Origin of the sequence: Massilia rhizosphaerae (assembly GCF_016093545.1) — a bacterium.
GTDB lineage: Bacteria > Pseudomonadota > Gammaproteobacteria > Burkholderiales > Burkholderiaceae_D > Telluria > Telluria rhizosphaerae.
The window spans coordinates 67,475-80,331 of record NZ_JADKYX010000026.1; the positions used below are offsets into that span (position 1 = coordinate 67,475).

The window sequence follows — 12,857 nt, forward strand, 5'->3', positions numbered from 1 at the left end:
GCGTACAATATCCGTTCGATTCAGATCCCGTCACCCATGTCCCGTAGCCTGGTCCACGTATTGCTGTCGCTGCTGCTGCTCGTTACGCAGCAGTTGTCGCTCGGCCACGGCTATACGCACTGGGCCGAGATCGACGAGCTGCTCGTCCAGCAGGCCGCGGCGAGCAGCAGCGACGGCAGCGGCAAGCTGCCCAAGCCGGGCCTGCACGACCTGTGCGGCCAGTGCGCGGCCAGCGCCCAGATCGCGTTTGCGCTGCCGACCATGCTGCGCCGGTTCGTCCCCGCCGAGCTGGCCTACGCGGCCCCGGTCGTGCCGGTCACGCCCGGCATCTGCCTCCTCACCGAATGCCCGTTCCACTCGCGCGGCCCGCCCCAAGCCTGATGACGCATCCCCGTTTTTGATCCGCACCGCCCGGCGCGTCCCGGCGGTGCGGGCCGTTATCCATTCGCTTGAGGTTTTAAACAGTCATGAAAATCGAACGTACGCTGCTCGCCAGCGCGCTCCTGCTCGCCTTCCACCCGGCCGTCCGCGCGGCCGACGACGCGGGGCAGATCATCAACGAAGGCAAGGTCCAGCAAGTCGTCGTCACCGCCAGCCCGCTGCGCAATGGCGAAGGCGACCAGATCCTGACCCCGGCCAAGGTGCTCGCGGGCGACGAGCTGCGCGACAAGGTCGGCAGCTCGCTGGGCGAGACGCTGCAGAACGAACTGGGCGTCTCCGCCTCCGCCTTCGGCGCCGGCGCGTCGCGCCCCATCATCCGCGGCATGGAAGGGTCGCGCGTGAAGATGCTGGAGAACGGGATGGCGACGTCGGACGTGTCCGGCCTGTCGAACGACCACGCCGTCGCCTCCGAAGGCGCCGTCGCGCGCCAGATCGAGATCCTGCGCGGCCCCGCCGCCCTGCTGTACGGGTCGGGCGCCATCGGCGGCCTCGTCAACGTCGTCAACGAACGCATCCCGACGGCGCTGGAACCCAAGCCCACGGGCCAGATCGAGTCCCGCTACAGTTCGGTCGACAACGGAAAAGATCTGTCCGGCACGATGGACGGCGCCGTCGGCAAGCTCGGCCTCCACCTCGACGGCAATATGCGCAACACGGACGACTACCAGATCCCCGACCTGCGCGTGATGAACGACCCGACGTCGCGCATGAACCGCCTGCCGAACAGCGACACGAAGGAGCGCAACATCGGGATCGGCGGCTCGTACATCGACGACTGGGGCTATGCGGGCCTGTCGGCATCGCACCTGACGAATTTCTACGGCATTCCGACGAACGCGGGCTCGCACATCAGCCAGAGCCAGAACCGCTACGACTTCGACAGCATCGTCAAGAACCCGCTGGCCGGCTTCGAGAGCGCGCGCGTAAAAGCCGGCTACACGGATTACCACCACGCCGAACTGGACGACGGCGTGCCCGCAACGCTGTTCTCGAACAAGTCGTTCGAGTCGCGCGTGGAACTCACGCACAAGCCCGTCACCAGCCTGGGCCTGCACGGCACGGTCGGCATGCAGACGGAGAACACGCACTTCTCGGCGCTGAGCGCGCAAGGCGGCCCGGACACCGTGCCCGTCACGCACTCCACGTCGCAAGCCGCGTTCGTCGTCGAGGAATGGAAGCAGGGCCCGCTGCGCTGGAACGCGGGCCTGCGCTACGAAAACGTCGACCGCAAGCCGGTCTCCAACCGCGAGCGCAGCTTCGGGCTGGAATCCGGCTCGATCGGCGCGCTGTGGCCGTTCACGAAAGGCTATTCGTTCGGCGCGACGATCTCGTATGCGCAACGCGCGCCGTCGACGGACGAGCTGTACTCGGGCGGCCCGCACGACGCCACGCTCACGTTCGACGTTGGCAACCCGGACCTGCACAAGGAAATCTCGCGCAACCTCGAGCTGTCGCTGCAAAAGACGAGCGGTCTGCTGCGCTGGCGCGTGAACGCCTACCGCAACAACGTCAACGACTTTGTCTACGGCCACATCACGGACACGATGCTCGACGAGGACGGCAACCCGGGCGGCGCTTTCCGCCAGCGCCTGTTCCAGCAGGCCAAGGCGCACATCCAGGGCGCGGAAGCGGAGATGACGTGGAACCAGCTCGGCATGGGCTGGAACGGCCGCGTGTTCACGGACACGTCGCGCGGCTACCTCGACGACGCGGGCAACCTGCCGCTGCAGCCGGCCGACCGCATCGGCGGCGCCGTCGGCTACCGCCAGCCGAACTGGCGCGCCGGCATCGACTGGACGCATGCGCGCGGCCAGAACCGCCTCGCCGCGTTCGAGACGACGCCGGCGCCGTCGTACAACCAGGTCGATGCGAACCTGTCGTACACGCAAAAGCTCGAGAAGGTTGATCTGACCTATTTCCTCTCGGCGAAAAACCTGCTGAACGAGGACATCCGGCTGTCGACGTCGCTCCTGAAGGATATTGCGCCGCTGCCGGGCCGGAACATCACGTTCGGGGTGCGGGCGAAGTTCTGAGCGCATGTGTTGCGCATGCAATTGGTGGGCACGGGGTGCCCACCCTACGGGAACCTGACGTAGGGTGGGCTCCCCGAGCCCACCACCGCTCCGCCACGCCACGTATTGACATCCCGTGCGCCGCGCCGGCGCGAGCTCCTTTATAGTCTTGCCATCAAACCCAATCCCATCGGCATCAGCACGACCTTTGCCGCCTAAAATGGTCCTTCGGAGACATTTTGTTCTCCAGGTATCAATGGAGTTTCACGCACGGAAAATGTATTTTTTTTCATAGCCGTTCCAGCTTATGCATTTGCGCATAGAATGACCGCTTTCGGACTCGGAATCGATCGGCATGGAAGCGGCGACGCGCGACTTTCATCTCCTCGGCAGCACCGGCGCCGTCCGCGCCGGTTACCACGTCCATGATTGGTCGGCGTCCCCACTCGGCCCGCCGGACCGCTGGAGCCCCGCATTGCGCAATGCGGTCAGCCTGATCCTCGAATCCGAATTCCCCATGTACCTCGCCTGGGGCCCCCACCTGGCGCTGCTGTACAACGCTGCCTTCATCCCGCTCCTCGACGGCACCCATCCCGCCGCGCTCGGGCGTCCGCTGGCCCAGGTCTGGCCCGACCGCTGGCCCGGCCTGAAGCCGCTCGTCGAGCGCGCCCTCGCCGGCCACGCCACGTACGGCGAGGACGTGCCGAGCCCGATCGACCGCAACGGCAAGCCCTACAACGCCTGGTTCACGCTGGCGTACTCGCCGCTGCGCGACGATACCGGCACCGTGCGCGGCGTGCTGTGCGTGACGAGCGAGACGACCCAGCGCGTCCAGCTGGAGCGGCGCCACGCCGTGCAGCTGCAGGTGGTCGACAGCCTGCGCCGCATGCATCATCCGTCCGACATCATCGAATGCTCGTGCACCCTGCTCGGCAAGCACCTGGAACTCGAGCGCGCCTGCTACGTCGAAACGGACGAAGCGGACGGCAGCTTCGAAGTGATGCACGACTGGGCGCGCGACGCCGGCACGCCGCTCGTCGGCCGGCGCGCCCGCCTCGACGATTTCGGGCCGCAGGCGCTGGCCCTGCTGCGCACGGGCTCGCCGCTGGCCGTGCGCGACGCCATGGCCGACCCGCGCCTGCCCGCGCGCGGCGAACGCTATGCGGCGGCGGGCGCGCGCGCGATCCTCGTCGTGCCCAAGGTCAGGCGCGGCCAGCTCGTGGCGGCCCTCGTCGGCTATTCCACGCAGCCGCGCGACTGGGACGAGGAAACGCAGCGCCTCGCCACCGACATCGCCGAACGCAGCTGGGACGCGCTGGACCGCGTGCGCGCCGAGCAGGCCCTGCGCGACGCCGTCGCGCGCCAGACGACGCTGCTCGACATGAACGAGTTCCGGCTCGAAGTGTCCGACCTGCTGCGCCGCCTGAACGACCCCACGCAGATCTTCGCCCAGACGGGCGCCATGCTGGGCCGCTTCCTGCAGGCCAGCCGCGTGCTGTACGGCGACTACGACGCCGACAAGCAGCTCGTCACCTTCCACTCGAATTACACGGACGGCATCGTCGCCGAACTGAACGGCACCTTTCCCGCCGCCCTGTTCGGCGTGGCGAACTTCGCGTCGCTGGCCCAGGGCACGTGGGTGTCGAGCGACCTGCAGCGCGATCCGCGCACGAGCGGCCCCGACCTCTGGCCGAACTACGCGGCCCTGCAGATCCGCTCCGCCGTCGTCGTGCCGCTGAACCGCAACGGCGCGCTGACGACCTGCCTGTTCATCAACGACAACCTGCCGCGCGTGTGGAGCGCCGACATCGTGCGCCTGATCGAGGACGTCGCCGAGCGCGCCTGGAGCGCCGTCGAGCGCGTGCGCGCCGAGGACGCGCTGCGCCTGGCCGACCGCCGCAAGGACGAATTCCTCGCGATGCTCGCGCACGAGCTGCGCAATCCGCTGGCCCCGATCTCGGCCGCCGCCCAGCTGCTCAACATGGGGCCGCCGGACGGCGGGCGCGTGGAGCGCACGAGCGCCATCATCGCGCGCCAGGTGGCGCACATGACGGGCCTGATCGACGACCTGCTGGACGTCTCGCGCGTCACCCGCGGCCTCGTCGTGCTGGCCCGCGAGGAGGTCGACCTGCGCCGCGTGATCGGCGACGCCGTCGAACAGGTGCGCCCGCTGATCGAGGCGCGCCGGCACCAGCTGGCGCTGCACCTGTCGACGGAACCGGCGATCGTCCAGGGCGATCCGAAGCGTCTCGTGCAGGTGATCGCCAACCTCCTGAACAACGCCGCCAAATACACGCAGGAAGACGGCCGGCTGTCGGTCTGGATGGGCATCACGCCGGAGCAGGTGCTCGTCTCCATATCGGACAACGGCATCGGCATCTCGGCCGAACTACTGCCCACCGTGTTCGACCTGTTCTCCCAGGCCGAGCGCACGCCGGACCGCTCGCAGGGCGGCCTGGGCCTGGGCCTCGCGCTCGTGAAGAGCCTGGTGGAACTGCACGGCGGGATGGTGACGGTGGCCAGCGAGGGCCGCAACCAGGGCAGCGAATTCACGCTCCGCCTGCCGCGCCTGCACGGCGCGGGCGCGCCGTCCGGCGCCGCGTCCGTGCCCGGCACGCAAGCGCCCGGCGCCGCGAAAAGCCTGTCGCTGATGCTCGTCGACGACAACGTCGACGCCGCGATGACGCTGGGCCTCCTGCTGGAATCCGGCGGGCACGACGTGACGGTGATGCACAACCCGGCCCAAGCGCTGGAGCAGGCCGCGCAGGGGCATTACGATGCCTTCCTGCTCGACATCGGCCTTCCCGGCATGAACGGCTACGAACTGGCGCGGCGGCTGCGCACGCTGCCCGGCTGCCGCGACGCGACGCTGGTCGCGATCACGGGCTACGGCCAGCAATCGGACCAGGCGAGCGCGACGTACGCCGGCTTCGACAGCTATTTCGTCAAGCCGGTCGATCCGGCGGGGTTGTTTGCGCTGCTCGACCGGGTGGCGGTCACTCCGCGACTTGCGGGGTGTTGAACTCGCGCGGCTGGAACTCGTCGAGCAGCTCGAACACGCCGATCGATTCCACGTGCGACGTATGCGGGAACATGTTCGCCACGCCCGCCTTCTTGAGCACGTACCCGGCGCGGTGCGTGAGGATGCCGGCGTCGCGCGCCAGGGTCGACGGGCTGCACGACACATACACGATCCGCCGCGGCATCAGCTCCGGATTCGTCAGGCGCAGCTCGGCCAGCGCGATGGCCAGTGCAACGGCGCCGTCGCGCGGCGGGTCGACCAGCATGCGGTCGAATTTGCCGAGCGCGATCAGGTCGTCCTTCGTCACCTCGAACAGATTGCGGGTGTAGAACGTCGTCTTGGCGTCCAGGCCGTTGGCGCGGGCGTTTTCCAGCGCACGCGTCGTCAGCGCCGTGCTGCCCTCGATGCCGACGACTTCGCGCGCCTGCGTGGCCAGCGGCAGGGTGAAGTTGCCGAGGCCGCAGAACAGGTCGGCCACGCGGTCGTCCTTCTGCACGTCGAGCAGGGTCAGCGCCTTGTGCACGAGCAGGCGGTTGATCTGGTGGTTGACCTGCGTGAAATCGGTCGGCTTGAACGGCATCTTGATGCCGAATTCCGGCAGCGAGTAATACAGCTCCTTGCCCACCGGGTAGTACGGCGCCGCGGTGTCCGGGCCCTTCGGCTGCAGCCACCACTGGATGTTCCACTGGTCCGCGAACGCCTTGACCAGCACCTCGTCCGCCGGCGTCAACGGCGCCATGATGCGCAGCACGAGCACGGTGATTTCTTCGCCCACGGCGATCTCGATCTGCGGCATCTGCTGGTAGATCGACAGCGCGCCGACCAATTCGCGCAAGGGCACCAGCATGGCGGACAGGTGGTCCGGCAGGATCTCGCAGCTCGTCATGTCGGCCACGTACGACGAGTGGCGCTCGTGGAAGCCGACCAGCACCGTGCCCTTCTTCGCCACATAGCGGACCGAGAGGCGGGCGCGGTAGCGGTAGTCCCACGTGGGGCCGTACATCGGGCGCATGATGTTCTCGGCCTTCGTCTTCCCGATGTGCCACAGATTGTCTTCCAGGACGCGCTGCTTCATCGCGACCTGGGCCGACGGCTCCAGGTGCTGCATCGAGCAGCCGCCGCAGTGCCAGAAATGCGGGCACTTCGGTTCGACGCGCATCGACGACGCCTTCTGCAGGGTGACCATGCGGCCCGATTCCCAGTTCTTCTTCTTGCGCAGCGTCTCGAAGCTGACGCGCTCGCCCGGCAGCGCGCCTTCGACGAAGATCACTTTACCCGGCGTGCCGTCCTCGTTCTCCAGGTGGCCGACGCCGCGCGCGTCCATGTCGAGGGATTTGATGTTGATGAAGGTTTCTTGCATGGGGATAGAAGAAGCAAAACGGGAAGACCAAACGGCTGGAGGCCGAACGGTTTGAGACCTATTTCGGCCAGCCGGGCATCATAGCAGCGAATCGCGGACGACGCCACGGGCGGCCATCGCCCGCTTCAGTTTGACGAGGGCTTCCTGCTGGATCTGGCGCACGCGTTCGCGCGTCACGCCCATCTCCTCGGCCAGCGTTTCCAGCGTGGCCGGATCGTCGTTGTCGAGGCCGAACCGGCGCATGACGACGAGGCGCTGCTTGTCCGGCAGCTTCTGCAGCCAGTCGCGCACGAGCACCGTCATCTCGTGCTGTTCCGCGTGCGCATCCGGGCTGACGTCGCCCTCGTCCGGCAACATGTCCATCAGGCTGCTTTGCGGATCGTTGTCGAGCGGCGCGTCCAGCGACGTGGCGTGTTCCGACAGCGCGAGGATGTCCTGCACTTCTTCCACGGGGCGGCCGACGAGGCTGGCGATGTCTTCCGCGCTCGCTTCCTTGCCGTCGTGATGCTGGGCTTCCAGGTGATACTTCGCGCGCAGCACCTGGTTCAACTCGCGCACCATGTGCACGGGCAGGCGCACGGTGCGGGCCTGGTTCATGATCGCGCGCTCGATGCTCTGGCGGATCCACCACGTGGCGTACGTGGAAAAGCGGAAGCCGCGCTCCGGCTCGAACTTGTCGATCGCGCGCATCAGGCCGATATTGCCCTCTTCGATGAGGTCGAGCAGCACGACGCCGCGGTTGATGTAGTGCTTGGCGATGGAGACGACGAGGCGCAGGTTATGCTCGATCATCTTCTGGCGCGCATTGAAGTCGCCCGCCTTGGCGAGGGTCGCGAAATGCACTTCCTGCTCGGCGCCCAGCAAAGGCTTGGCGCCGATGCGGTTCAGGTAGTGCTGGGTGGTGTCCGTCGACAGCTCGGCCTGCAGCACGCTCTTGAGTTCGTCGACGGTGTCGACGACGGCCACCGTGCCGCCCTCCGGCAGCAGCTCGGCGCGGTCGGCGCCGTCCGCCCCGAACTCGCCGTCGTCCAGCGGCTCGTCCGGATTGTCTTCCGGCGCGTCGTGGTCCAGCGGTTCGGGCGGCAGCGTCATCGGCTCTCTCTAGCGACTGGGCAGGAACTTCGCCGGGTCGACCGGCTTGCCCTGCTGGCGTATCTCGAAATGCAGTCTGACCGAGTCGGCATCGGAATCGCCCATCTCCGCGATCGGCTGGCCCTTGGTCACGGTCTGACCTTCTTTCACCAGGATGGTGCGGTTATGCGCGTAGGCCGACAGCAGGCTGTTGCTGTGCTTAACAATCACGAGATTACCATATCCGCGAATGCCGCTGCCCGCATACATCACCTTCCCGGAACCGGCCGCCATCACCTGCTGGCCCATCTTGCCGGCGATGTCGATGCCCTTGTTCTTGCCCTCGTCGAAGGTGGCGATGATCTTGCCGTCCGACGGCCACATCCAGCTCAGCTTTTCGTCGTCGCTGGCGGTGACGGTGCTGCCCGTCGTGACGCCTGCCGCGACCACCTTCTCCGCCTTCGGATTGTCTTCCTTGGCCAGGTTGGACTCGCTGTACGGCTTCTTGGCGCCGTTCGGTTCCGTCTTCTTGGGCACGGCGGGCGCCCTCTCGGCGCCGGGCATCGCGATCGGGGACGTCACGACGGCATTGCCGCCGCGTTCGGGCGGCGCCACCTTGAGCACCTGCCCGACCTTGATGTCGTCCGGATCGGCCAGGTTGTTCCAGGCGACGAGGTCGCGGTAGTTCTGGCCGTGGTCGAGGGCGATGCGCAGCAGGGTGTCGCCGCGGTGCACGGTATAGGTGCCCCGTGCGTCCGGTTTATTCTCCTCGGCGGCCGGCGCCGGCACCGGTTGCGGGCGCGGACGGAAGCTGGAAGCGGTCGGGGCCGGACGATCGATCACGGGGGCAACGCGGTTCTCGGTGGTGCAGGCGGACAGGATGCCGAGACTGAGGGTCAACAGGGCTAAGCGGGGTGTGGGTTTCATTCTCTCTATAATTCTTTTACAACGTTCTGGCAGTCAAGCAGTGCCTGGCCGTAGCGGCACGAAATGGCAGGCTTCCAGCGTCTCGCTGGTCCATTCCGCCTTGCCGATACGGATGATGCGCTGCAGGTGCTGGACCTGAGCACCAAGGGGCGCCACCAGGCGGGCGCCGATGGCCATCTGCTCGAGCAGTGCGCGGGGCACCTCGAGACCGGCCGCCGCCAGGATGATGCCGTCGAACGGGGCCACCTGCGGTAGCCCTAGCATACCATCTCCGAACTGCAAGCGCAGATTGGCGATACGCAACGGACGCAGATTGGCCTTCGCCAGCTCGTGCAACGGCTTGATGCGCTCGATGGAATACACCTCCTGCGCCACGCGCGACAGCACGGCCGCCTGGTAGCCGCAGCCCGTGCCGATCTCGAGCACGCGGCTCAGCGGCCGGTCGCTTCCCTTGAGCAATTCGATCATGCGCGCCACAATATAAGGCTGCGAAATCGTCTGATTATGACCGATCGGCAGCGAGATGTCCGCATAGGCCTGGCCCAGCATGCCCGGCTCGACGAACATATGGCGCGGCACGACTTCCAGCGCGGCCAGCACTTGCGTGTCCTTGACGCCCTGGCGCGCGACCCGGGCCGCCATCGCGCGGCGCGGCGCTTCCGTGGCCGCCAGGTCGGACCGCGCCACCGTCTGTTGCGGCGGCACCTGGGCCGGCTTGGCCGGGCCGGGCACGCCGGGCGCCGTGCCGGCGCGGTGCTGGTTGTTCTGGCGCGCGTTCTGCGTCGCCGTCTGCGGCGTGGCGACGGGCGCCGGCGCAGCGGGCTTTCGCGTACTCCCGCCCGTCACGGACGAGAGCGGCAGAGGAAACTGGCTGCGCTTTTCGCTCATCCCAACCCTCGCCGCAGCAGGTCCAGCTGGTCGCGGTGCGTGAGGTCGACCTGCAGCGGGGTCACCGACACGCAGCCTTTACTTGTCGCATAGAAATCCGTGCCCTCGCCCGCGTCGCGGCAGGCGCCCGGCGCCCCGATCCAGAAGATCTCGCGCCCGCGCGGATCCTGGCCGCGGATGACGGGTTCGGACTGGTGGCGCCGGCCCAGGCGGGTCGGCGTGAGCGGTCCCATCTGCTCGTACGACAGGTTCGGGATATTTACGTTCAACAAAAACGGCGACTCAAGCATGTCGAAGCCGCGCAGCACGATGTCGCGCGCGACCCGCGCGGCCGATTCGACCTCGGCCCAGCCGCCGTGAACCTGGGAAAAGGCGATGGCCGGAATGCCGAACAGATAGCCTTCTGTCGCCGCCGCCACCGTACCCGAGTACAAGGTGTCATCGCCCATGTTCTGGCCATTGTTGATGCCGGAAACGACCAGGTCGGGACGCGTGTCGAGCATGCCCGTCAACGCGATGTGCACGCAATCGGTCGGGGTGCCGTTGACAAAATAAAAACCATTGGCAGCCTTCGTCACCGACAGCGGACGGTCCAGCGACAACGAGTTGGACGCGCCCGAGCGATTGCCGTCGGGCGCGACCACCACGATGTCGGCGACCTGCGCCAATGCATCGGCCAGGGCGTTGATACCGGGGGCGAGATAGCCGTCGTCGTTACTGATAAGGATACGCATGCCGCGATTTTACCTGAAGCAACGACGAGATCGACCTATCGGATTGCACATTTATTCGCCACCCGGGGCGGCGCCGCACGGCGTCAGCCCGCCACCAGCGGACACCCTCCCGCGGCCTGGATCAGGGCCCCTTCGAGCGACGACACTTCGTCCAGGGTGAAGGCCAGCAGCGCGTCCTTGTCGCCTTCCTGCAGATAGACCTGCTTGATCATCGCGGCCCCGCGTCGTCGTAGCGGATGCGCCACACTCGGCCGCAGGATCGTCGACCGCAGGCTGTCGGCCAGCGCGCGCGCCTCGCGCGGACTGCGGTTGTCGATCAGTTCCTGCAGGCGCGACAGCTTGTCGTCCAGCGCGTCCGGCGACGGCTCGCCCGGCCGGCGCGGCGCCGCGTGGCCTCGCTTGCCCTCCTCCATCGCGTGCAGGCCCTGCTCCAGCGCGATCACGTGCTGCTCGATGCGGCGCGCCGCTTCCAGCTCGCTTTGTTGCCCCAAATACAATTGCGCCAGACGGGCCAGTTCGCGCACGAGCGCGGGCGCCTGCGGATCGGCCGCGCGTTCGCGCAAGGACTCGACGGCCTGCACGAGCCGCACCTCGGCCAGCGGGCGCCATGGGAAGTGGCCGGGCTCGAGCCATTCGAGCAGGGCTTCGATGGCGCACTGGGGTCCGAACCGGTCGTGGTCGCCCGCCTGGACCCGGCTGCCGGCCGGCGGCATGCCGACGATCGCGGCCTGGGGCAGCAGGACTTCGTCGAGATAGCTGTCGAGCACGACGCTGGACAGGCCGTAGCACTCGGCCAGCATCCGTTCCAGCCGGGCCTGGTAGCCGGCCTGGCCGGACGGGCAGCGCTGGACGTCGCCGAAGCGCCAGCGCAGCCTGCCCTCGCCCGCGCCGTCGACGGGGCAAGGCAGCGGATAGACCAGCAGCGGGCGCTGCTCGTCCTCGTGGCTGCAGCGGTAGTCGAGGGCGCGCCCGACGACGCCCTGCAGCCCGTCCAGGCTGCGCGCGTCGGGCGTGAACAGGCCGACGATCTTGTCCGGCAACAGCGCCGTGCAGACGCTGGCCGCGGCCGAGCGGCCGCTGCGGCAATCGATCAGCACGTGGGCGAAGCGCCGCGCCACGTGGGCCGCGAACGTGCGGAACAGGGCCGGACAGGCGCAGAACAGCGCATCCCAGTCGAGCCGGTCGACGCGCTCGCCGTAACTGTCGTCGAAGCGGCCGGCGCGCATCAGGTACAGCGGACGGCTGTCGTCCACGCGCACGATGTAGTCGTCCCACGGCAGCGCGTCGAGCACGCGGGCGGCCACCGCCTCGGCGTCGTCGCTCGATGTGCTGCCGTGCAGTTGCTCGCGACAAGCTTCAAACAGTTCGAGCAAGCCGCCGACGGGGTGGGCGCCGTCCGTGCAGGGGAAATAATGATGGAGACCCGGCGCTTCGAGGTCCCAGTCGATCATCAGTACCGGTGTCTTCGCATGCGCGCGCCCGGCCAGCAGCCAGGCCGCATGGGCCAGCGCAAGGCTGCGCACGGGTGCGCTGTCGTAGGAGTAGAACGTCGTCACCTCGCCGGCGCCTGCGGCCGGTACTGCGGTGATGCGGTTGGTTTCCATAAGGCTCCTCATTTTTTTGGGAAGGTTGGATCCGGTAACTCACGCCATGCGGGTGGGACAGCGGGAAGTACGAATTGGTTGCAGTCATGGGCCGGTGGCATGGTCTTTTTCTGATACTGGTAATGGGTCACGATACGCCGGACCATCTTGTCGATGTCCGGCAGGAAATCGGGGTTCGATTTGAGATCGGCGGTGGCCATCGTGAAGCGCGAGAAGTCGACGTAGAACGTGGACTCGCTGATCTGCGGCGGCAGCCGGTCGGGGTGCTGCGTCATGATGACGGGAATGATCAGCTGGCTGGGCAGCGTGTACCACGTGCTGCGCTCGGCCTCGATGAGGCGCATCGCGGCATATTCGCGCCGCGTGTAGGCGTGGGCTTCGTATTTGGGCGTGTAGATCAGCACCATGCACGCGCTTTCGCACAGCGCGCGGGCGATCTTGCGGTCGAGGTCGTCACCACCGCCCAGTTGTTCGGTGTCGACGAACAGTTCGTCTTCGTTGTCGAAATACGGTTCGAGGTAGCAGCGCAGTGCATCGGCCAGCGTGGCCTTGAAGCGCTGCATCAGCTCATGCCGTCCATGGGCATAGCTGAAAAAGCAGCCGTAACGAATCGCCATTGCTCCCCCTTGTAGTGTGCCACGGGCTGGGCCAGTGAGACTCTAAACAAGTCACCCATCCTGCATGTTGTGGGAGCACAAGCGAAGGGATCGGAAAAGCGCGGCGTACCGCGAGACGAGCCCAAAGGTAGCGCAAAACGAAGCCAGGGGTCAGGGCCCGAATTTGCTTTTTTGGGCCCTG

General features: G+C 67.2%; 10 protein-coding genes. 3 read left to right on the plus strand and 7 right to left on the minus strand.

The genetic code is table 11. The annotated features are described in order from the left end of the window. The first annotated feature begins 36 nt into the window (after nt 1–36). The 3 genes from ISF28_RS27445 to ISF28_RS27455 all read left to right on the plus strand — a co-directional run bounded on the left by ISF28_RS27445 (nt 37) and on the right by ISF28_RS27455 (nt 5,475). Nucleotides 37–381 (plus strand): hypothetical protein, encoded by a 345-nt coding sequence (locus ISF28_RS27445; RefSeq protein WP_198120358.1) that lies wholly within the window; start codon nt 37–39, stop codon nt 379–381. A gap of 86 nt (nt 382–467) precedes the next feature. Continuing rightward, on the plus strand, nt 468–2,474 hold the full coding sequence (locus tag ISF28_RS27450) for a TonB-dependent receptor (RefSeq protein WP_198120359.1): 2,007 nt from the start codon (nt 468–470) through the stop codon (nt 2,472–2,474). A gap of 334 nt (nt 2,475–2,808) precedes the next feature. Then, entirely contained in the window at nt 2,809–5,475 is a 2,667-nt protein-coding gene (locus tag ISF28_RS27455; RefSeq protein WP_198120360.1) for a hybrid sensor histidine kinase/response regulator, read from the plus strand. On the opposite strand, the gene rlmD is transcribed toward ISF28_RS27455, so the two are convergent. The 7 genes from rlmD to ISF28_RS27490 all read right to left on the minus strand — a co-directional run bounded on the left by rlmD (nt 5,450) and on the right by ISF28_RS27490 (nt 12,676). Further along, on the minus strand, nt 5,450–6,835 hold the full coding sequence (gene rlmD, locus ISF28_RS27460; protein ID WP_198120361.1) for a 23S rRNA (uracil(1939)-C(5))-methyltransferase RlmD: 1,386 nt from the start codon (nt 6,833–6,835) through the stop codon (nt 5,450–5,452). The genes ISF28_RS27455 and rlmD overlap by 26 nt on opposite strands. 78 nt (nt 6,836–6,913) lie before the next feature. Then, nucleotides 6,914–7,927 carry an RNA polymerase sigma factor RpoS gene (rpoS, locus tag ISF28_RS27465; RefSeq protein ID WP_198120362.1) on the minus strand — a complete coding sequence of 338 codons (1,014 nt, stop codon included), beginning with the start codon at nt 7,925–7,927 and terminating at the stop codon, nt 6,914–6,916. A 9-nt stretch (nt 7,928–7,936) separates the two neighbouring features. Then, on the minus strand, nt 7,937–8,833 hold the full coding sequence (locus ISF28_RS27470) for a peptidoglycan DD-metalloendopeptidase family protein (protein ID WP_198120363.1): 897 nt from the start codon (nt 8,831–8,833) through the stop codon (nt 7,937–7,939). A 33-nt stretch (nt 8,834–8,866) separates the two neighbouring features. Further along, complete coding sequence (locus tag ISF28_RS27475; protein WP_198120364.1) at nt 8,867–9,721, minus strand: protein-L-isoaspartate(D-aspartate) O-methyltransferase; 855 nt, start codon at nt 9,719–9,721, stop codon at nt 8,867–8,869. Continuing rightward, a complete protein-coding gene (gene surE / locus ISF28_RS27480) occupies nt 9,718–10,455 on the minus strand; it encodes a 5'/3'-nucleotidase SurE (protein ID WP_198120365.1) in 738 nt (245 codons plus the stop codon). The genes ISF28_RS27475 and surE overlap by 4 nt, the downstream gene beginning before the upstream one ends. 83 nt (nt 10,456–10,538) lie before the next feature. Next, nucleotides 10,539–12,059 (minus strand): hypothetical protein, encoded by a 1,521-nt coding sequence (locus ISF28_RS27485; RefSeq protein ID WP_198120366.1) that lies wholly within the window; start codon nt 12,057–12,059, stop codon nt 10,539–10,541. A gap of 8 nt (nt 12,060–12,067) precedes the next feature. Continuing rightward, a complete protein-coding gene (locus ISF28_RS27490; RefSeq protein ID WP_198120367.1) occupies nt 12,068–12,676 on the minus strand; it encodes a toll/interleukin-1 receptor domain-containing protein in 609 nt (202 codons plus the stop codon). Between the last annotated feature and the right edge of the window lie 181 nt (nt 12,677–12,857).